Here is a 20341-nt window from a genome sequence, read left to right on the forward strand (position 1 = left end):
CGACGGTTTCCGCCGCCGGCTCAGGCAGCCCGGGCAGGGGTAGCCGGTCGAACGATGGCGAGGAACAGGATCAGGGCACCGGCCTGGATGCCCGCCACCGTGATGATCACGGCGGTGATCGAGTAGTCGTAGATGGCGCCGGTGAGCAGCCCGCCGACCAGGGTCGCCGCACCCAGCCCGGCGGCGAAGATGCCGTAGGCGGTGCCCCGCCGCGCGGCGGGGACGATGTCGGCGATGGTCGCCCGCATGGTGGATTCCTGGATGCCGAGCACCGCGCCCCAGGCCAGGGCCCCGGCGACCGCGGTGACCGGGGTGGTGGTGAAGGCGGCCAGCGGGATCAGGGCGGCCAGGACGGGTACGGCGGCCAGTACCCGGACGCCGGCCCGGTCGTACAGCCACCCGGAGGCCAGCGCGGCGACCGCGTCGACGCCCATCGCGGCGGCGTACACGACCGGGACCACCGCCACCGGTACGACGTGGCGGGTGGCGAGGTGGAAGCTGAGCACCCCGAAGGTGGCGTAGCCGGCCGTGGTCAGCACCGTGAACGCCAGATAGGTCCAGAACACTCGGGGCAGCCGGGCGCCCGGCGGGGCCGGCGCTGCGCCGGGTCGAGGGCCCGGCTCGAAGCGACCCGGGTCGGGCACGCCGGCGCGTAGCCACAGCAGCAGGAGCATCCCGGCCACGCCGGGCACGGCCAAGGTGAGGAACGCGGGCCGGTAGTCGTAAGCGGTGGCGGCCAGTACGGCGGCGACCAGCAACGGCCCGGCGACGCCGCCGGCCTGGTCGAGCGCCTCATGGACGGCGAAGCCCTTGCCGCGGCCCGTGGCCGCAGCGGCGTGGGAGAGCATGACATCCCTGGCCGGGCCGCGGATCGCCTTGCCGGCACGCTCCGCGATGAACAGCGCGGCAGCCAGCCACAACGCGGTGGTCAGCCCGAGGGCGGGCACGGCGACCATGGTCACGGCGTAGCCGACCAGGACGAGCGGCCAGTAGGCCCGGGTACGGTCCGCGAGGGGTCCGGTGCCCAGCCGTCCCGCCAGGGCGAACGCCTCCCCCACGCCGGTGACCAGCCCGACGAGGGTCGCGGACGCGCCGAAGGTGGCCAGGTAGGGGCCGATGACCGACCGGGCGCCCTCGTACACCACGTCCGACAGCAGGCTGACCACACCGAACGCGGTCACGAACCGCCACGGCGTCCACCTGATCGTGGGCGGGGCCTTCACCCTTGCAGTCTGGCCGACCGGCAGGCTGATCGGGCCTGGATCAGCCCAGCGGCCCCAGATCCTCGTCGTCGATCTGCGGTTCCGGACGCTCATCCGCCGGCGGGACGAATCCAACCTCCACGCCGGGGACCGGCTGTTGCTCTGGATGGAGCAGGCGCAGCGAGGCTTCGCCTCGTTCGCCCGCGAGCTGGGCGTCGGTCAGGTGCCGCCGGAACCGCGGGGCAGGGCGTCCGCGCCCCCGGGGCAGCGGCTCGTGGTCCGCCCACCGGCTCAACACCGCGCACGAGCGGACCGGGTCGCGGTCCGGGAGGACGGCCGCATCATCGAACTCGGCAGCCACGACGAGCTGGTCCCTGCCGGCGGCACTACGCCGCCCTCTGGCGCTCCTGGCCCGGCTGACCGCCCGACGCCGGGTCCGGTGCTCAACTGTTCTGTGGGAAGCCGAGGTTCACCCCACCGTGGGACGGGTCGAGCCACCGGCTGGTGACCACCTTGGACCTGACAAAAAAGTTCACCCCTTCCGGCCCGTACGCGTGTGCGTCACCGAACAGTGAGTCCTTCCAGCCACCGAAGGAGTAGTACGACACCGGAACCGGAATGGGGACGTTCACCCCGACCATGCCTACTTCGACCTGGTTCTGATAGCGGCGCGCCGCGCCGCCATCGTTGGTGAAGATTGCCGTGCCGTTGCCGTACGGGTTGGCGTTGACCAGCTCGACGGCGGCGTCGTAGCTGGGCACCCGCACCACCGAGAGCACCGGTCCGAAGATCTCGTCGGTGTAGATGGACATGTCGGTGTCGACGTGGTCGAAGAGGGTCGGCCCGAGCCAGAATCCGGCTTGCTCACCGTCGATCGGGTGGCCCCGCCCGTCGACCACCAGCTGCGCCCCCGCCGACCGGCCCGCGTCCAGGTAGGACAGCACCCGGTCGCGGTGGGCACCGGTGACCAGCGGTCCCATCTCGCAGCCCGGGCGACGGCCGTCGCCGACACGCAGCGCGGCCATCCGCTCGCCGATCTTGGCGACCAGCTCGTCACCGACGGGGTCGACGGCCACGACGGCGGAGACAGCCATGCACCGTTCACCGGCCGAGCCGAAGCCGGCCGAGACGGCGGCGTCCGCGGCGAGGTCGAGGTCGGCGTCGGGCAGTACGACCATGTGGTTCTTCGCCCCACCGAGCGCCTGCACCCGCTTCCCGTGGTGGGTGCCCGTCCGGTAGACGTGGCGGGCGATCGGGGTGGAGCCGACGAACGAGATGGCCTTCACGCTGGGGTGCTCGAGAATCCGATCGACCGCTTCCTTGTCGCCGTGCACGACATTGAGGACACCGTCCGGTAGCCCGGCCTCCGCGAAGAGCTCCGCCAGGAAGTTCGCCGACGACGGGTCCTTCTCGCTCGGTTTGAGCACCACGGTGTTGCCGCACGCGATCGCGTTGGGCACGAACCAGAGCGGCACCATCGCCGGGAAGTTGAACGGGGTGATCACGCCGACCACGCCGAGCGGCTGGCGGATGGAGTACACGTCCACCTGGGTCGAGGCGTTCTCGCTGAACCCGCCCTTCAGCGTCTGCGGGATCCCGCAGGCGAACTCGACGTTCTCCAGCCCGCGTTGGATCTCCCCCGCCGCGTCGGACAGCACCTTGCCGTGCTCGGCGGTGATGATCTGCGCGAGGTCGGACCGGCGGGCATGGAGGCGTTCCCGGAAGGAGAACATCACGTTCGTCCGGTGGGCGAGGGACGCGGTACGCCATCGGGAGAACGCCTCGCCGGCGGCGGCGACCGCTTCGTCGACGACCTCGGCGGTCGCGAAGTCGACCTGTCCGGCGACCTGGCCGGTGGCGGGGTCGTAGATGTCACCGGTGCGTTCGGCGACACCGTTCCACGGCTTGCCGCCGATCCAGTGCGTGGTCCTCATCTGAGTTGCGGCGTGAAACCCGGCCGTTCAGCGCCGGGGGCAACGCCGCTCCCCCCTCTCAATGCTCGGCTTACACAATGGACTGGCATGATGTGAGATATGGGTGAGGTGGTGAAGCGGGCGTACAAGTACCGCTTCTACCCAACCTTCGAGCAGGCCGACGTGCTCAACCGCACCTTCGGCTGCGTGCGCCTGGTCTACAACCGCGCCCTCGTCGAACGCACCCGCGTGTACGCCAACGAGCGCCGGTCGATGGCCTACGTCCAGTCGTCGGCGGCGCTCACCGAATGGAAGAAGTCCGAGGAGCTGGCGTTCCTCAACGAGGTGTCCAGCGTCCCGTTGCAGCAGGCGCTGCGGCATCTGCAAGCCGCGTTCGGGGCGTTTTTCGCCAAACGCGCCCGCTACCCCCGGTTCAAGTCGAAACGTAAGTCTCGGCCGTCGGCGGAGTACACCCGCTCGGCGTTTAGGTGGCGTGACGGGCGGCTCACCCTGGCGAAGATGACCCAACCGTTGAACATCGTGTGGTCCCGGCCCCTGCCCGACGGTGCGCAGCCGTCCACCGTCACAGTGTCCCGCGATGGGGTTGGGCGTTGGTTCATCTCCCTCCTGGTCGAGGACCCCACCGTCCAGTCTCTGCCGCCATCGGATCAGGCGGTCGGGATCGACGCCGGGATCACGTCGCTGGTGACGCTCTCCACCGGAAAAAAGATCACCAACCCACGCCATGAACGCGCCGACCGGCGCAGGCTTGCTAAGGCGCAGCGGGACCTCTGCCGCAAGGAGAAGGGCTCCAACAACCGGGCCAAGGCCCGGCTGAGGGTCGCTCGTGTCCACGCCCGCATCGCCGACCGCCGCCGCGACCACCTGCACAAGCTGACCACTCGACTCGTCCGCGAAAACCAAACGGTCGTGATCGAAGACCTCAACGTGCGCACCATGCTTCAAAACCACTCGCTGGCCCGCGCCATCTCCGACGCTGCATGGTCTGAGCTGCGGGGCATGCTGGAGTACAAGGCGCAGTGGTACGGCCGAACGGTGATCACCGTGGACCGCTGGTTTCCGTCGTCCAAGCTGTGCTCCGCGTGCGGGGCGCTGCAGCAATCGCTGCCGCTGTCCGTCCGGCAGTGGACCTGCCCCTGCGGCGCAGTCCACGACCGGGACATCAACGCGGCCCGCAACATCCTCGCCGCCGGGCTGGCGGAGAGGTAAAACGCCTGTGGAGCTGGTGTAAGACCTCAACGGAGACCTCCGGGCAGGCAATCGGCAGCGAAGCAGGAAACCACGCGGGCGACCGTGGGAATCCCCTCCCCTAAGGGAGGGGAGGAAGTCAACGCTGCTGCACCTCCTTGGCCACGGCCTCGATCGACTGGGTGAGGATCTCGAGTGCCTCCTCCGCCTCGGCCTGGGTCAGCGTCATCGGCGGCGCCAGGCGGATGACGTTGCCGTACAGGCCGCCCTTGCCGACGAGCAACCCCCGGTCCCGGGTTTCCTCCAGCAGCGCCACGGCGGCCGCCGGGTTGGGCTCGCCGTCGGGTCCGACGAGCTCCAGCGCGATCATCAGGCCCTTGCCGCGGACGTCACCGACCACGGGTTGCGCCGCGGCGACCGCGCGCAGGCCGTCGAGCACACGGCTGCCCAGCCTTTCGGCGTTGGCCTGGAGGTCGTGCTCCAGCAGGTAGTTCAGCGAGGCCAGAGCGCCGGTGGTGGCGAGCGGGTTGCCACCGAAGGTGGAGATGGAGTTGGCCCGCAGGCAGTCCGTGAGGTTGGCACGGGCGACGACGCCCCCGATGGCGAGGCCGTTGCCCAGGCCCTTGGCGAAGGTGATCGCGTCGGGCACGACGTCGTGCGCCTGGATGCCCCAGAAGTGCTCGCCGGTGCGGCCCCAGCCGGTCTGCACCTCGTCGGAGACGAGGAGGATGCCGTACTCGTCGAGCACCTTCTTGAACTCGCGGAACAACCCGTCGGGCGGGGTGGTGAAGCCACCGACCCCCTGGATCGGCTCGACGATCATGCAGGCGACGTCCCCCGCCGTGGTCGTTTCGATGACCTCGCGCAGGTCCGCCACGCAGGCCTTGATGTAGTCCGCGTCGGACAGTTCGCGGAAGGGGCTGCGGTAGCGGTAGCCGCCGTGCACCCAGCTCACCTTGATCGGGCTGAGGGCGCTGGCCGACCAGCCGCGGATGCCGGTGATCGCGACGGTGGCGAATGCGCGGCCGTGGTAGGAGTTGCGCAGGGCGAGCACCTGCTCGCTGCGGCGGTACTGGGTGGCGAGCATCAGCGCGGTCTCGTTCGCCTCGGTGCCCGAGTTGGTGAAGAACACCTTGGCGTCCGGGATGCCGGACAGCTCTGCGATCTTCTCCGCGAGTTCGACCTGCGACTTGATCAGATAGAGCGTGGACGAGTGCAGCACGCCGGTGTCGAGCTGCGAGCGAATCGCGTCGCTGATCTCGGCCACGTCGTAGCCGATGGCGTTGGTGAGAATGCCGGCGAAGAAGTCGAGGTAGGTTCGTCCCTCGCGATCGGTCACCCGGCGACCGTGCGCGCTGGCGATCTCGATCGGCTGCTCGTAGTACAGCGCCAGCCAGTTCGGCATCACGGACCGGTGTCTGGCCAGCAGCTCGCGGTGCGCCATCGCGTCCTCCCGTATCTCGCCCGTACGGCGAGTGTGGCGGCAATCGTTGTCCAACCGCTACGCACAACCTGTGCCGCTTCGGGGGCAACGGCATTACGTTCTGTGCAGTCCCTCCCACAGGAGGCCGCGATGTATCCCTCCGTCGCAGAAGCCATCGCGCTGCCGGTGATCCGGCGCGCGAAGCCGCAGGTGGTGGCCGGGTCGGCCGGCATGCAGGGCCGGGTCCGCTGGGTCCACGTGGCGGAGGTCGCCGACATCGCGCACCTGCTGCGCGGCGGAGAACTGGTGCTGACCACCGGAATCGCGCTGCCGGACGAGGCGGCGGCGCTGACGAGGTACGTGGCCGACCTGGCCGCGGTCCGCGCGGCGGGACTGGTGATCGAGTTGGTCCGGCGGTGGAGTGACGGGATACCGGAGGCGCTCGTGGCAGCGGCCGACCGGCACCGACTCCCCCTGATCACGCTCGCCGAGGAGACGAGGTTCGTGTCCGTCACCGAGGCGGTGGTGGCGCTGATCGTCGACGCGCAGCTCGCCGAGCTGCGGGCTGCCGAGCAGGTGCACGAGACGTTCACGTCGCTCACCGTGGCCGGGGCGGAGCCGGCCGAGGTGCTGCGCGAGGTGGCCAGGATCTCCGGACTGCCGGTGGTGCTGGAGACGCTGGGGCACGAGGTGCTCGCGTACGACGCGGCCGGGCAGAATCCCACCGAGCTGCTGGCCGACTGGGGTCAGCGGTCCCGGTCGATGGCCGCGCCGGAGCGGACCGCCTACGACGAGGAGTCCGGCTGGTTGGTCACGATGGTCGGCGCGCAGGGCGCGGACTGGGGCCGCCTGGTCCTGCTCTCGCCGGCTCCTCCGCCGCACCGGCACGTGGTGGTCGCCGAGCGGGCCGCGTCGGCGCTGGCGGTACATCGGCTCGTGGCACGCGATCGGGAGAGTCTGGAGCGGCAGACGCACCGGATGTTGCTCGCGCAACTGCTCGGTCAGGCGGTACCGCCGCCGGATCTGGCCGCCCGGGCGGCCGCGCTGGGCGTTGGCCTCGAGCGGCGGCAGCTGGTCGGGGTGGCGATCCGGCCCGCGACGGGGACGCCGCGCGCCCCTGCGCTGGCCTGGCAGGAGGTGTTGCGCGACCTGGCGGAGGCGACCGCGTTGGCCGCACGGCGGGTGGCCGTGCCCGCCCTGGTGGGGGTCGTGGACGACACGAGCGTTCGGGCGTTGTTGTCGCTGCCCGCGCAGGCCGGGGTCGACGCGGTACTGCGCCGGTTGGCCAGAGAGGTGCATCGTTCCGCGGCCGGTCCGGTGCTGGTGGCGGTCGGCACCACGGTGTCCCACGTCGCCGAGGTGCGCCGCAGCCTGGGCGAGGCCGCGCATGTGGCGGGGGCGGCCCTACGCTCCCCCGGCACGCAGCTCTACCACAAGCTGGACAATGTGCGCCTGCGCGGCCTGCTGCATCTGTTGCGGGAGGACGAGCGGGTCCGGGCATTCGCGGACCGCGAGTTGGGTCCGCTGTTGGCGCGGGACGCCAACCAGCGCACCCGGCTCGTGGAGCTGTTGCGCTGCTTCTGCGAGCAGGGCGGGAACAAGTCGGCGGCGGCAGCTGCCGCGCACCTGTCCCGGACGGCCTACTACCAGCAGCTGTCGCGGATCGCGCAGGTGCTCGGGGTGTCGCTGGAGGACCCGGAGTCGATGCTGTCGCTTTACGTCGCGCTTTTGGTGCACGAACTCGACGAGGCGTGACGGGTCAAGGGTCCAGCAGGAGTTGCGAATCGAGCCACCGCGCCGATTGACAGCTCGGTGCGGCCGTGCCGGTGGACACAGTGTGCCCTGATCACGGCAAGCGTGGACACTTTGCCGCTGCCCGTGGCGGGTCCGGGACACCCACCATTCCGAGATAAAGATCGAGCTGATCCGCCCCCACCCGCAGCACCCGCGCCGGTTGGCCGGCCACTGTTGCGGCAGCGCAACAGCGAGGTGAGCGATGGCCGTTGAACCCCTGCCCCCCGCCGAAACCACCGCGGTCGAGCCGGGCACACAGATCACCCATCCCGATGGCCGAGTCGAGCTGCGTGACTTCTCCACGATCGCCGGCAGCCCGTACTTCAACGAAGAGCTCGCCCCGGTACCCATCGAGAAGCGCACCTGGACCACGTACAACTTCGCGGCGCTGTGGATCGGCATGGCGCACAACATCCCCACCTACCTGCTCGCCGCCGGGCTCATCCAGCTCGGCATGAACTGGGTGCAGGCGTTCCTCACGATCACGCTGGGCAATCTGCTCGTCCTGATCCCGATGCTGTTGAACAGCCACGCGGGCACGAAGTACGGCATCCCGTTCCCGGTCTTCGCCCGCGCGTTCTACGGTGTGCGCGGCGCGAACCTCCCGGCCCTGCTCCGCGCCTTCATCGCGTGCGGCTGGTTCGGCATCCAGACCTGGATCGGCGGCGAGGCGATCTACGCCATCGCCGGCAAGCTGCTGGGCTCCTGGTGGGTCGACGCGGCGACGGTGATGGACCACCCGTGGACGCTGTGGGCCTCGTTCTTCCTGTTCTGGGCGATCGAGATGGCGATCATCTGGCGGGGCATGGACACCCTGCGGCGCTTCGAGAACTGGGCGGCGCCGTTCGTCATCGTGGTCGCCGTCGCCCTGCTGATCTGGGTGGTGGTCGAGGCGGGCGGGCTCGGCCCGATCCTGTCCGAGCCGTCGAAGCTGGGCTGGGGCGCCGACTTCTGGAAGCTGTTCGCGCCGTCGCTGATGGGGATGATCGCGTTCTGGGCGACGCTGTCGCTGAACATCCCCGACTTCACCCGGTTCGGCGGCAGTCAGCGGCAGCAGGCGTACGGCCAGGTCCTCGGTCTACCCACCACGATGTCGTTCTTCGCCCTCCTGTCGATCATGATCACCTCGGGCACGGCCGTGATCTACGGCGAGGCGATCTGGGACCCCATCCAGCTCGCGGCCAAGTTCGAGAACCCGCTGGTCGTCGCGCTCGGCCTGTTCACGGTCGTGGTCGCCACGCTGTCGGTGAACGTCGCGGCGAACACGGTCAGCCCGGCGTACGACTTCTCCAACGCCCTGCCCCGACTGATCAACTTCCGGACCGGCGGCCTGATCACCGGCGTGCTCGGCATCCTGATCCAGCCGTGGCGCCTGGTGCAGGACCCCAACATCTACATCTTCGTCTGGCTCGGGTTCTACGGCGGCCTGCTCGGCGCGGTCGCCGGCGTACTCATCGCCGGGTACTGGATCCGCTACCGCACCAGCCTCCAACTGCCGGCCCTCTACCGCCCCGAGGGCAGGTACTGGTTCTCCGGCGGGTGGAACTGGGCCGCCATCGTCGCCACCGTCGTCGGCGCGGTCCTCGCGGTGGGTGGCGCCTACTCCGCACCCGGCAAGGGGCCGTTCCCGTCCGACGGGCTCATCCCGTTCCTCAAGCCGCTCTACGACTACAGCTGGGTGGTCGGTCTGATCGGCGGGTTCCTCGTCTACCTGGCGCTGTCGATGCCGCGCACCTCGCACGCGAAGGGGGAGAAATGAGCAACATCATCCGAGCCGGGCTGGTGCAGCAGAAGTGGACCGGCGACAAGGAGTCGATGATCGCCAACGCGGTCGAGGCCATCCGCCGCGCCGCCTCGCAGGGCGCACAGGTGGTCTGCCTGCAGGAGTTGTTCTACGGCCCGTACTTCTGCCAGGTCCAGGACGCGGACTACTACTCCTACACCGAGGCGATCCCGGACGGGCCGACCACCGCGCTGATGCGCGAGGTCGCCGAGCAGCACGGCGTGGTGCTGATCGTGCCGATGTACGAGCAGGAACAGCCGGGCGTCTACTACAACACCGCCGCTGTGATCGACGCCGACGGCACCTACCTCGGCAAGCACCGCAAGAACCACATTCCGCAGGTGAAGGGGTTCTGGGAGAAGTTCTACTTCAGGCCGGGAAACCTCGGCTATCCGGTGTTCGACACCGCGGTCGGCCGCATCGGCGTCTACATCTGCTATGAGCGGCACTTCCCGGAGGGCTGGCGGGCTCTGGGCCTGGCCGGCGCGAAGATCGTCTTCAACCCCTCCGCCACAAGTCGCGGCCTGTCGGAGTATCTGTGGCGGCTGGAGCAGCCCGCGGCCGCGGTCGCCAACGAGTACTACGTCGGCGCGATCAACCGGGTCGGCGTGGAACCGTTGGGCGACAACGACTTCTACGGCCAGTCGTACTTCGTCGACCCGCGCGGGCAGTTGGTCGGCGACGCGGCGTCCGACACCGAGGACGAGGTCGTCGTTCGCGACCTGGACATGGACAAGCTGGCCGAGGTCCGTGACCTGTGGGCGTTCTACCGCGACCGGCGGCCCGACACGTACGAATCGCTGGTGACGCCATGAGCATCGTCATCCGGAACGGAACAGTCGTCAACGCCACCGGGGCGTACCCGGCCGACGTGCTGGTGGAGGGCGAGCGGATCGCGGCGCTTGCCGCGCCCGACTCAGGTCTGGCGCAGCAGTGGGCGTCCGGCGCCGAGCGCGTGATCGACGCCGCCGGGAAGTACGTGGTGCCGGGCGGCATCGACGGCCACACCCACATGGAGATGCCGTTCGGCGGGACATTCTCGGCGGACAATTTCGAGACCGGGACGATCGCGGCAGCCTGGGGCGGCACGACGACCATCGTGGACTTCGCCGTACAGGGCAAGGGAACGTCCCTGCTGTCCGCGCTGGACAAGTGGCACAGCAAGGCCGACGGTAACTGCGCGATCGACTACGGCTTCCACATGATCATTTCGGACGTCAACGACACGTCTCTCAAGGAGATGGAGGCCTGCATCGACGCGGGCGTCAACACGTTCAAGATGTTCATGGCCTATCCGGGTGTCTTCTACGCCACGGATGGGGAGATCCTGCGGGCGATGCAGAAGGCCCGGGACACCGGCTCGATGATCATGATGCACGCGGAGAACGGCATCGCCATTGACCAGCTCGTCGCGCAGGCACTCGCGAGCCAGCGCACCGACCCTGTGCAGCACGGGCTGACCCGGCCGCCGGAGCTGGAGGGCGAGGCCACCAACCGGGCCATCATGCTGGCCAAGGTCACCGGCTCGCCGCTGTACATCGTGCACCTGTCCGCCGCGCACGCCCTGGACGCGGTCACCCAGGCCCGCGACACCGGGCAGAACGTGTTCGCGGAGACCTGCCCGCAGTACCTGTTCCTGTCCCTGGACGATCTGGCCAAGCCGGACTTCGAGGGCGCGAAGTACGTCGCCTCTCCCCCGCTACGCCCGAAGGAGCACCAGGCGGAACTGTGGCGGGGCCTGCGCACCAACGACCTGTCGCTGGTGTCGACCGATCACTGCCCCTTCTGCTTCAAGGACCAGAAGGAGCTGGGCCGGGGCAACTTCTCCAAGATCCCGAACGGGATGCCGGGCGTCGAGCACCGGATGGACCTGCTCTATCAGGGCGTCGTGAAAGGCGAGATCACCCTGCCGCGCTGGGTGGAGATCAGCTCCACCACGCCCGCCAGGATGTTCGGCCTCTACCCGCGCAAGGGCGTCATCGCGCCCGGCGCGGACGCGGACCTCACGGTGTACGACCCGACGGCCAGGCAGACCATCTCGGCCAGCACCCACCACATGAACGTGGACTACTCCGCGTACGAGGGCATGGAGCTGACCGGGAAGGTCTCCACCGTGCTGTCCCGTGGTCGGGTCGTCGTCGACGACAACGCCTTCCATGGCGCGGCGGGACACGGCACGTTCCTCAAGCGCGATCTCAGTCAATACCTGGTCTGACCAAGGAGGGACCGTGGACTTCGGTGTCGTACTCCAGACTGACCCGCCGGCTCGCGACGTCGTGGCGGGTCTCACCGCCGCCGAGGACAACGGGTTCCGCTACGGGTGGACGTTCGACTCCTGCGTGTTGTGGCAGGAGCCGTTCGTCATCTATTCGCAGGTGCTCGCCGCGACCAAACACCTGATCGTCGGGCCGATGGTGACCAACCCGAGCACGCGCGACTGGTCGGTCACCGCGTCGCTCTTCGCCACCCTCAACGAGATGTTCGGCAACCGCACGGTGTGCGGGATCGGCCGCGGCGACTCGGCCCGGCGGGTCATCGGCCAACCGCCGGCGAGCTTGGCCACGCTGAGCGAGGCCATGCACGTGATCAAGGAGCTGGCCGAGGGCAACGAGGTCGAGCATCACGGCACGCCGGTGCGCATCCCGTGGGTGCGTGACGGCAGGCTGGAGATCTGGATGGCCGCGTACGGCCCGAAAGCGTTGCGGCTGGTAGGCGAGCAGGCCGACGGCTTCATCCTGCAGACGGCCGATCCCGACATCGCCCGGTGGACGATCGGTTCGGTACGCGACGCGGCCATCACCGCGGGCCGGGACCCCGACTCGATCACCATGTGTGTGGCCGCACCTGCGTACGTGGGCACGAATCTTGCGCACCAACGGGACCAGCTGCGCTGGTTCGGCGGCATGGTCGGCAACCACGTGGCCGACCTGGTCGCCCGCTACGGCGACTCCGGAGTCGTGCCGAAGGCGCTGACCGACTACATCAAGGGCCGCGAGGGTTACGACTATTCACACCACGGTCGCGCCGGCAATCCGTCCACCGACTTCGTACCCGACGAGATCGTCGACCGGTTCTGTCTGGTCGGACCCGAGTCGGCGCATGTCGATCGACTGCAGGAGCTCAAGGAGATCGGGGTCCACAACTTCGCCCTCTACCTCATGCACGACGACAAGGAGAAGACCCTCACCGCGTACGGCAAGGACGTGATCACGCAGGTCTGACGCGCCGGCTGCGCCGCCGCACAGGTCGGCGGCGCAGCCGGCGGAGCCACTCGCCAGCCGTGGCCGGCGCGGCCGGGTGGGTCAAGCCAGGCGGCGGTAGACCGGAATCTCGTCGATCGGCACCCTCCGGTGAACCTCGACCGGGCCACTGTGCCGCTCGCGGGTGAAGAAGTCCTCCCACTCCCCCGCCGGCAGCCACACCGGCCACGTCGTGACCCCGGGTTCGGTGACCGGGGCGACGAGCAGGTCGTCGCCGAGCTGCCACTGCTGCGGCCAGTCCCAGACCCGCTTGTCGTCGGGGTGGTCGAAGAAGAGCGGTCGCATCAATGGTTTTCCGGTCCGCACCGACCGCTCCGCCTGGTCCACGAGGTACGGCACGAGTTCCTCGCGCAGCCGGGCGAAGCGCCGGAAGACCTCCAGCACCCGCTGCTCGCCGGTGCGCTCGGCGATGTTCCACGGCGTACGGTCCACCGACGGGTCGCGATGGTGGTTGAACTCGGAGTGGTACTGCATGATCGGGGCGAAACAGGCGGCCGCCGCCGAACGCAGGTACAGCTCGGCGTCCGGGATGTCGCCGGAGAAGCCGGCCAGGTCCCAGCCCCAGAAGAAGATGCCGCCGACACCGGCGGTCAGGCCGGCGGTGATCGACGCCCGGTACGCCTCCCAGGTGGAGTCCTCGTCGCCGGCCCAGTGCGCGGGGAAGGCGGCGGACCCGGTGAAGCCGGCCCGGCTGAACGTCACGCCGTCGGTCCCCGCTGACCGCATCAGTTCGTGGTAGGCGGCCGCGTATCGCACCGGGAAGAGGTTGTTCCCCTCGTCGCCGCGTGATCCGTCGGAGTACCGCAGATCGTGACCCCACGGGTGCTCGCCACCGTCGGTCTTGAAGCCGTCGACGCCGAGCTCCTCGACCAGGTAGCGGCGCTTGTCCAGCCACCAACGCCGGGCCTCGGGGTTGGTCCAGTCGGGGAGCAGCGCGCCGGGGAACCACCAGCCGCGGTTGCGGTGCGGTGAGCCGTCGGCCTCCCGGACCGCGTAGCCGCGCGCGGCGAGCGTCGCGAGGTCAGCGGCGACCTGGCCGTCGTTGCCACGGTCGGTCGGGATCAGTGGGATCTGCCAGAGCAGCACCTTCACCCCGGCCTCGTGCAGCTCGTCGATCATCGCCTTCGGGTCGGGCCAGGCCCCGTCGGCTGGGAACTCGAAGTCGGCGAGGCGGTGCGGCGCGCCGTCGGGATGCACCTCGTAGCGCGCGTCGCGGAACGCCACGAAGGTCGCCTCGTCGCTCCAGGCCTCGATGACGACCGCCCCGGCCGGGATGTCCTCGGCGAGGCTGCGGCGCACCTCGGCCAGCACTCGGGCCTGCGTGTTCCACTCGTTCCCGCTCATCCACGGCCGGAACACCCAGGCCGGTGGCACGCTCGGCTGCCCGGTCTCGGCGAGGAACTCTCGCACGACCGTCGCCGGCTCGCCGGTGTACAGCCGCAGCGGCAGGACGGGCGTCGCCGGGTCGATCTCGGCCTCGACGAGGATGCGGTCCGGGCGGGAGGCGCCGACGTCGTACCAGGTCCGCCGGCTGGTCACCACATGGAAGCCCCAGCCGGCCTCCCCGCCGACGACCACCGCGAACGGCATCGGCAGGTAGCTGCGGTGTCCCTGCCGCTTGTACTGCTCGAACACCGTCGCGTCGAGCACCTGGCCGCGCTGGTCGAGCGCGTGGAACCGCTCACCGAAGCCGACCACGTGTTCACCCTCGGCCAGCCGCAACGCGAAGCGCACCCGCCGGGGTCCGTCGCTGCCGGTCAGCCACTCGACGCTGTCGGGGTCGAGGACGCCGGCGCCGTCGGGGTCCCGCTCCTCGAGCCGCCCGCCGTCGGGCTGCCAGGCCAGCGGCCGTACTCCGAAGACGTCCGTGCGGACGTCACCGCCCGCCGCGGTCCGGCCGGCGACGGCGTACGCGTCGTCCCCGCCCGCCGTGGCCCGGGCGATCCATGCCGTCCGGCCGCCGGTGTCCGGGGCGGCCGAGGCGGCGGAGGCCAGGTGACCCGCCGAGCCGGCCGGCGGGGCGGCGGGCGCACCGAAGTCGAGGGTCACCGTGGCCGGGTCGACCCGCTCGGCGGGCACCTGCGTGCCGTCGCCGAACTCGACCCGGACCTCGGTCACCTGCGGGTCGGTGAGCACCCGGATTTCGTACTCCTCGCCGCGCAGCGGATGCACCGGGACGCGCTGGTCCAGGTCGTACCGGTACGGGTGGCCGGTCCCGGCGGGGCGGTGGCTGATCAGGTGGTCATTCACAGTCCGACCTCCAGGGCGAGCGTGACGAACATGGCGTGCGACCACAGCAGGGGGGTGGCGACGGGCCCCCACCGCTCGGTCCACTCGGTGATGTGTCCGGGGCGCTGGGTGTTGCCGCTGACCTGCTCGGGCAGGTGGCCCTCGGGGGTGGCCTGGGCGGCGATCCAGTCCAGGCGGCCCAGCGCCGCCTCGGTCCGGCCGGTACGCGCCTCGTGCCAGCCCAGCCAGGCGGTGAGGATCAGCCACTCCCCGCCGCCGTAGAAGGTATCGCCGAGGTAGCGGTAGACGCCGCCGCGCAGCAGCTGGTCGCGTACCTGGTGGTAGGTGCGTTCGGCGACCGGGCCGCGCGGGTCGACCACCTCGAAGGGGGTGAGGCAGGCCAGCAGGCTGCCGTCGACGGCCGTGCCGCCCAGCCACTTGGTGAGGTGCCCGTCCGCGATGCCGTCGGTGGCGACGAGCGCCGCGAGCTTGTCGACCGTCGCAGCGGCGGCGGCACGGGCGGGGCCGAGCAGCGGCTCGCCGTGCGCGTCGCGGGCGTGGACGACGGCGCGCAGCCCGGCCAGCACCGCACCGAGCGTGGCGACGTGCCGGTGCTCGGCGTGCTCCTCCCACCAGTCGTAACAGGGCCGGTCGCCGAACGCGACCAGGTAGTCCACCGTGGACCCGATCGCGGGCCGGTACGCGTCGATCGGCCGCCCGTGCCGCGCCGTGTGCGTCACGAGTACCCACAGCCAGGTGCCGTACCCGTCGAGCTGAAAGTTCCACCAGGGCTCGTCACCGTCGCCGCCGTCGAGGGTGTACCGGGTCGGCAGCATCTCGTCGGCGCCGATCTCCTCGCCCCGGTCGGCCCGCGCGACAAGGTCGGCGATCCGGTCGGCGCGGGAGTCGATCACCGTGGCGCACCACCGGAGGAACCGGTCGGCGCTGTCCACCCGACCGGCCCGGCTCATGGCGTCGGCGATGAAGGCCCCGTCGCGCAGCCAGCTGTACCGGTAGACGGGGTAGTCGGGGCTGGCCGGGTAGGCGCCGGACGGATGCTGGTGGGCCTCGATGAGGGTGAGGCTGGACTCGACCAGCGTGCGCAGGTCGGACCGTGCGGCGGTCGGCACGGGGCTCCTCCAGGAGGTGTCGGTGTGGTCGCGCGGGGCGCGGCCGAGTGCGAAACGGCCGCGCCCCGCTCGGGTCGGTTACTTGATGAGGGCGGTGACCGCGGCCGCCGCGTCGTCGAGCGCCTGCTGCGGGGTGGCCTGGCCGGAGGCGGCCTTCTCCAGCGCCTGGGTGACGATGTCCTGCATCTTCGACTGCTGCGCGTCGAGCACCGGCGGGAGCGCGATGTCCGCCAGCGCGTCGAAGACGGCCTTGCGGTTGGCCGGCGGCGTCTTCTTCAGATAGCTGTCGAACGCGGCCTGGTCGCTGACCGCCGGCAGCTCCCAGTTGGAGCCGAGCCGGGTCTCCACGGCCTTCTGCGAGCTGCCGAGGAACCGGGCCCACTTCCAGGCCGCGGTGGCCTTCTTGGTCTTCGCGGACACCGCCGTGGCGTTCATGAACACCGCGTTGGCCTTCCGGGTGTTGCCGGGCTCGGTGACGATGTCGAAGTCCAGCCCGGCGGTGCCCGCGAGCTTGGAGATCTGCCAGATCCCGTTGTGCCACATGGCGAGCTTGCCGGACGTGAACAGGGCGGTGTCGTAGTCGGCCTTGCCGCCGATCTCGGCGACGGTGGGCTGCACCGTGCCCGGCTTGCTGAGCAGCCACTGCGCCGCCTCGAGGCCCTTGGCGTCGTTGAACGTCGCCTTCTTGCCGTCCTCGGAGAGGAACGAGCCGCCGTTCTGAGCGAGGGCCTTGTAGAACTCGTGGAAGGTGACCGGCTGGTAGTCGCCGTAGACGCCCTTGGCCTTGTTGGTCAGCTTCTCCGCCGCCGCCCGCTCGTCGGCCCAGGTCCAGTCCGCCGTGGGGTGGGCGACACCGGCCGCGTCGAAGAGCTTCTTGTTGTAGAAGAGCACCACGTCGGAGAACGTCGACGGCACCGCGTACAGCTTGCCCTTGAACTGGAAGGCTTCCCGCGCCTTCGGGTACAGCCGGTTCGCGTCGTAGTCCTGGTCGGCCTTGGCCCGCTCGTCGAGCGGCAGCAGGGCGCCGGCTCGGGCGTACGTCACGAAGTTCTCGTAGTTGAGCTCGAACGTGTCCGGCGCCGTGCCGCCGGCGATCGCCGTCTGCAGCTTCGTGAAGTAGTCGTCGTACGCGGCCGTCTGCACCTGCACGGTGATGCCCGGGTTCTGCTTCTCGAACTCGGCCTTGATCGCGTCGAGGTCCTTCAGGTGGTCCGGCGCGGCGGAGAAGGTGAAGTAGGTGACGGTGCCGGTGGCGCCGTCGTCCGCGCCGCCGGACGCGTCCTGCCCGCACGCGGCGAGCAGGCTCACCGCGGCGAGCGCTCCGGCGGCAGCTGCCAGGACTCGTCTTCTTGTGGTCATCGGATCTCTCCTCGGGGGGGTGCGGTGGGGGGCTAGGACTTGATTCCGGTGAAGGTGATGCCGCGCACGACGTAGCGCTGGGCGAAGACGTAGAGCGCGAGGATCGGCAGGACGGACATGGTGGAGCCGGCCATGACCACGTTCCAGGCGGTGCTGTACCGCCCCTGGAGCAGCGACAGGCCGACCGGCAGGGTCATGTGCGCCTCGGTCTGCGCGATGACCAGCGGCCAGAGGAACGCGTTCCAGCTGGACATGAAGGCGAAGACGGCGAAGGTGGCCAGCGCCGGGGCGACCAGCGGCAGCAGCACCTGGGCGAAGACCCGCAGGTGTCCGGCCCCGTCGACGTAGGCCGCCTCGTCCAACTCCATCGGCAGCGCCAGGAAGGCCTGCCGGAGCATGAACACGCCGAAGCTGGAGACGATCGTGGGCAGCAGCAGCCCGGCGTAGCTGTCGACCAGCCCGAGGTGGCGCATCTCGATGAACAGCGGGACGATGATCACCTGCATCGGGATCATCATCGTGGCGAGGTAGAGCACGAACACCGCGCCGCTGCCCCGGAACCGCAGCCGGCTGAACGCGTACGCGGCGGTGGCGCTGGTGAAGAGCTGAAGCAGGGTGGACACGACGGCGACGCCCACGCTGTTGGCGGCGAAGCGCCAGAACGGGAAGGCCTCGCCCAGCCGGCCGTAGGGCTCGATGGTGGGCGGATCGGGTAGCAGGGGCGCGTCCACCCGGGCGAGCTGCGGGTCGCCGGTGAGCGAGGTGATCAGCATCCACGCGAACGGCCCGAGCATCGCCACGGCGCCGAGCGTGAGCGCGAGATACCGCAGGATCTTCCTACTCATAGTGCACCCACCTGCGCTGAAGTCGGAGCTGGGCCAGGGTGACCAGGAGGATCACCGCGAAGAGCACGATGCTCATCGCCGAGGCGTAGCCGACCCGGCCGTACGAGAAGGCGTTGTTGACGATCTGCTCGACCACGACGCTGGACGCGCCACCCGGACCGCCCTCGGTCATCACCCACACCTGGTCGAAGACCTGGAAGCCGTTGATCAGGCTGATCACGGTGACGAAGAACAGCGACGGGGAGATCATCGGCAGGGTTATGCTGCGCAGCTTGCGCCACCAGCCGGCCCCGTCGAGGGCGGCGGCCTCCAGCAGGTCGCGCGGGATGGCCTGCAGGCCCGCGAGCAGGATCACCGCGACGAACCCGACGTCCTTCCAGACGGAGGCGAGCACCACCGAGGGCATCGCCCAGTCCGGGTCGGTCCACCACCCGGGTCCCGGCACGCCGAGCGCGCCGAGGATGCGGTTGACCAGCCCGTCGGCCGGATTGAGCAGCCACTTCCACAGCAGTGACACGGCGACCCAGCTGCTGATCACCGGCAGGAAGAAGGTGGCCCGGTAGAGGGTCATCGCGGGGAGCTTGGCGTCCAGCAGCAGTGCCACGGCGAGCCCGCAGACCAGCACCAGCGGCAGATAGCCGGCCAGATAGGCCAGGGTGTGGCCGAGCGCGGCATGGAACTCGGCGTCACCCAGCAGTTCGGTGTAGTTGTCCAACCCGACGAAGGTCGGCACGCCGATCAGGTTCCAGTCCTGCAGGCTCACCCAGGCCGTGCCGAGCATCGGGCCGATCCAGAAGCCCAGCAGCAGGAGCAGGCTGGGGGCGAGGAAACCGGCCGCCGCGACGGCCGTGCGCAACCGGCGGCGGGCGGCACCGGATCGGCGGACGCGCGGCGTCGGAGCGTTCGCCCGTGCCGTGGGGGCTGCGGTGGTGGCGGTACGTGGCTCGGTCACTGGGCCACCTCGGCACCGGGAAAGGCGGCCAGCCGCGCCCGGATGGCGTCGGCGTGCGGCTCGGCGTTCATCGTGAACGGCGCCCGGAGCACCAGGGCGGCCGCACCCAGCGCCCACTTCGTGTCGTCCCACGGGTCGACGTGCACGCTGACCCCGTCGGCCAGCGGCGGGAACATGCCGGCGCGCAGGGCGGTGAGGAATCCTTCGGCCAGGTGGGTCCAGGCCAGGGTCCCTTCGCCGCTGACCAGCACCGCCTGCGGGTCGAGCACGGTGGCCAGCCCGGCCGCGACGGTGCCGAGCCGGGCTCCGGCGGCACGGTAGACGGCCCGCGCCCCGGCGTGCCCGTTGTCGGCCGCCGCGCGCAGGTCGGCCGGACCGGCGTCCGGACCGACGGCACCCACCTCGCGCGCCTGTTCGACGAGCGCGCCGTCGCAGACGTACGTCTCGAGGCAGCCGCGCTTGCCGCAGTGGCAGGGCGGCCCGGCGGGATCGATCGGCAGGTGCCCGAGTTCACCGGCCGCGCCGTGCCCGCCGCGGCGCAGGTCACCACCGGAGACGACGGCCGCGCCGACACCCTGCCCGAGGGTGATGGTCAGAAAGTCGTCGTACGGCCGGCCCAGCCCGTACAGGTGCTCGTACGCCGCCAGGGTGTTGACGTCGTTGTCCACGAGCACCGGCACGTCGAGCAGCTGGCTCAGGTAGTCCCGCAGTGGCATGTGCCGCCAGCCCAGCAGCGGCGCCTCCACCAGTCCGGTACGGCTGTCGACGAAGCCGGGGACACCGAGCCCGATCCCGAGCAGTGGCGCGTCGTCGACGGCGGCCAGGTGCGGCGCGAGCAGCGCGGACAACGCTTCGAACGGGTTGACGGCGGCCTCGTCGAACGGTGCGGAGAACGTGTCGAGCAGGGTCCCGTCGAGGTCGGCGCGCACGCCGGTCAGCCGCCCGGCGGCGACCTTGACCCCGACCGCGTGCCCGGCCGGACCCACCACCGCGAGCAGCTCGCTCGGTCGGCCGCCCCGCGGGACGCCGTCGTCGACCTTGCGGATGACGCCGGCCTCGATCAGCGAGCGGGTGACCGCGGTGACGGTCGGCGGGCTCAGGCCCAGCCGGCGGGCGACGTCGGCGCGCGAGATCGGTCCGTGTCGGCCGATCAGGGCGAGCACGGCGACCCGGTTGACGTCCCGCAGGCGTGGACCCGAGGTCGCAGCCGTCATCGGAGCACTTCCTTCCACCAGTTAATTC

At 70.3% G+C, this 20341-nt stretch carries 16 protein-coding genes; 6 read left to right on the forward strand and 10 right to left on the reverse strand.

Features of this window, described 5'->3' with window-relative positions:
• Positions 1-20 precede the first annotated feature (20 nt).
• From DKT69_RS28075 to DKT69_RS28080, 3 genes are all read right to left on the reverse strand, one after another.
• Positions 21-1223: an MFS transporter gene (locus DKT69_RS28075; protein ID WP_236648402.1), complete on the reverse strand. Its 1203-nt coding sequence runs from the start codon at positions 1221-1223 to the stop codon at positions 21-23.
• Positions 1224-1263: 40 nt separating this feature from the next.
• Complete coding sequence (locus DKT69_RS39200) at positions 1264-1563, reverse strand: hypothetical protein (protein ID WP_201749906.1); 300 nt, start codon at positions 1561-1563, stop codon at positions 1264-1266.
• Between the two features lie 82 nt (positions 1564-1645).
• Entirely contained in the window at positions 1646-3136 is a 1491-nt protein-coding gene (locus DKT69_RS28080) for a CoA-acylating methylmalonate-semialdehyde dehydrogenase (RefSeq protein ID WP_109804488.1), read from the reverse strand.
• 111 nt (positions 3137-3247) lie between these two features.
• Here DKT69_RS28080 and DKT69_RS28085 point away from each other — a divergent pair, with 111 nt between their 5' ends.
• Positions 3248-4345, forward strand: coding sequence for an RNA-guided endonuclease InsQ/TnpB family protein (locus DKT69_RS28085; RefSeq protein ID WP_201749901.1), 1098 nt, complete (start codon positions 3248-3250; stop codon positions 4343-4345).
• Positions 4346-4463: 118 nt separating this feature from the next.
• Here DKT69_RS28085 and DKT69_RS28090 read toward each other — a convergent pair whose 3' ends face one another.
• The gene (locus DKT69_RS28090; RefSeq protein ID WP_109804490.1) at positions 4464-5768 is read right to left on the reverse strand and encodes an aspartate aminotransferase family protein; all 1305 of its coding nucleotides are present in this window, start codon (positions 5766-5768) and stop codon (positions 4464-4466) included.
• A gap of 129 nt (positions 5769-5897) precedes the next feature.
• Between DKT69_RS28090 and DKT69_RS28095 the strand changes: the two genes are divergently transcribed.
• The 5 genes from DKT69_RS28095 (at position 5898) to DKT69_RS28115 (ending at position 12545) form a co-directional block, all read left to right on the forward strand.
• Positions 5898-7502, forward strand: a complete 1605-nt coding sequence (locus DKT69_RS28095) for a PucR family transcriptional regulator (protein ID WP_109804491.1) — start codon at positions 5898-5900, stop codon at positions 7500-7502.
• Positions 7503-7743: 241 nt separating this feature from the next.
• Positions 7744-9300: an NCS1 family nucleobase:cation symporter-1 gene (locus DKT69_RS28100; protein ID WP_109804492.1), complete on the forward strand. Its 1557-nt coding sequence runs from the start codon at positions 7744-7746 to the stop codon at positions 9298-9300.
• Positions 9297-10139, forward strand: a complete 843-nt coding sequence (locus DKT69_RS28105; RefSeq protein WP_109804493.1) for a nitrilase-related carbon-nitrogen hydrolase — start codon at positions 9297-9299, stop codon at positions 10137-10139. The genes DKT69_RS28100 and DKT69_RS28105 overlap by 4 nt, the downstream gene beginning before the upstream one ends.
• Positions 10136-11539, forward strand: a complete 1404-nt coding sequence (gene hydA / locus DKT69_RS28110) for a dihydropyrimidinase (RefSeq protein ID WP_109804494.1) — start codon at positions 10136-10138, stop codon at positions 11537-11539. The genes DKT69_RS28105 and hydA overlap by 4 nt, the downstream gene beginning before the upstream one ends.
• Before the next feature lie 13 nt (positions 11540-11552).
• A complete protein-coding gene (locus DKT69_RS28115; RefSeq protein WP_109804495.1) occupies positions 11553-12545 on the forward strand; it encodes a TIGR03842 family LLM class F420-dependent oxidoreductase in 993 nt (330 codons plus the stop codon).
• 81 nt (positions 12546-12626) lie between these two features.
• On the opposite strand, the gene DKT69_RS28120 is transcribed toward DKT69_RS28115, so the two are convergent.
• From DKT69_RS28120 to DKT69_RS28145, 6 genes are all read right to left on the reverse strand, one after another.
• Positions 12627-14834, reverse strand: coding sequence for a glycoside hydrolase family 31 protein (locus tag DKT69_RS28120; RefSeq protein ID WP_201749902.1), 2208 nt, complete (start codon positions 14832-14834; stop codon positions 12627-12629).
• Entirely contained in the window at positions 14831-15943 is a 1113-nt protein-coding gene (locus DKT69_RS28125; RefSeq protein WP_109804496.1) for a glycoside hydrolase family 15 protein, read from the reverse strand. Before DKT69_RS28125 ends, DKT69_RS28120 begins: the two co-directional genes overlap by 4 nt.
• A 78-nt stretch (positions 15944-16021) precedes the next feature.
• Positions 16022-17302, reverse strand: a complete 1281-nt coding sequence (locus tag DKT69_RS28130; RefSeq protein WP_109804497.1) for an ABC transporter substrate-binding protein — start codon at positions 17300-17302, stop codon at positions 16022-16024.
• A 32-nt stretch (positions 17303-17334) separates the two neighbouring features.
• Complete coding sequence (locus tag DKT69_RS28135; RefSeq protein ID WP_109804498.1) at positions 17335-18147, reverse strand: carbohydrate ABC transporter permease; 813 nt, start codon at positions 18145-18147, stop codon at positions 17335-17337.
• A complete protein-coding gene (locus DKT69_RS28140; RefSeq protein WP_236648403.1) occupies positions 18140-19099 on the reverse strand; it encodes a carbohydrate ABC transporter permease in 960 nt (319 codons plus the stop codon). Before DKT69_RS28140 ends, DKT69_RS28135 begins: the two co-directional genes overlap by 8 nt.
• Entirely contained in the window at positions 19096-20313 is a 1218-nt protein-coding gene (locus DKT69_RS28145) for an ROK family transcriptional regulator (protein ID WP_109804499.1), read from the reverse strand. Before DKT69_RS28145 ends, DKT69_RS28140 begins: the two co-directional genes overlap by 4 nt.
• Positions 20314-20341: the final 28 nt, after the last annotated feature.

The sequence above is a fragment of the Micromonospora sicca genome (assembly GCF_003172935.1).
GTDB lineage: Bacteria > Actinomycetota > Actinomycetes > Mycobacteriales > Micromonosporaceae > Micromonospora > Micromonospora sicca.

Excerpts from the sequence above, each read along its gene's own strand:
- DKT69_RS28080 (WP_109804488.1), bottom strand. The coding sequence starts at position 3,136 with ATGAGGACCACGCACTGGATCGGCGGCAAGCCGTGGAACGGTGTCGCC.
- DKT69_RS28090 (WP_109804490.1), bottom strand. The coding sequence starts at position 5,768 with ATGGCGCACCGCGAGCTGCTGGCCAGACACCGGTCCGTGATGCCGAAC.
- DKT69_RS28095 (WP_109804491.1), top strand. The coding sequence starts at position 5,898 with ATGTATCCCTCCGTCGCAGAAGCCATCGCGCTGCCGGTGATCCGGCGC.
- DKT69_RS28100 (WP_109804492.1), top strand. The coding sequence starts at position 7,744 with ATGGCCGTTGAACCCCTGCCCCCCGCCGAAACCACCGCGGTCGAGCCG.
- DKT69_RS28105 (WP_109804493.1), top strand. The coding sequence starts at position 9,297 with ATGAGCAACATCATCCGAGCCGGGCTGGTGCAGCAGAAGTGGACCGGC.
- hydA (WP_109804494.1), top strand. The coding sequence starts at position 10,136 with ATGAGCATCGTCATCCGGAACGGAACAGTCGTCAACGCCACCGGGGCG.
- DKT69_RS28130 (WP_109804497.1), bottom strand. The coding sequence starts at position 17,302 with ATGACCACAAGAAGACGAGTCCTGGCAGCTGCCGCCGGAGCGCTCGCC.
- DKT69_RS28135 (WP_109804498.1), bottom strand. The coding sequence starts at position 18,147 with ATGAGTAGGAAGATCCTGCGGTATCTCGCGCTCACGCTCGGCGCCGTG.
- DKT69_RS28145 (WP_109804499.1), bottom strand. The coding sequence starts at position 20,313 with ATGACGGCTGCGACCTCGGGTCCACGCCTGCGGGACGTCAACCGGGTC.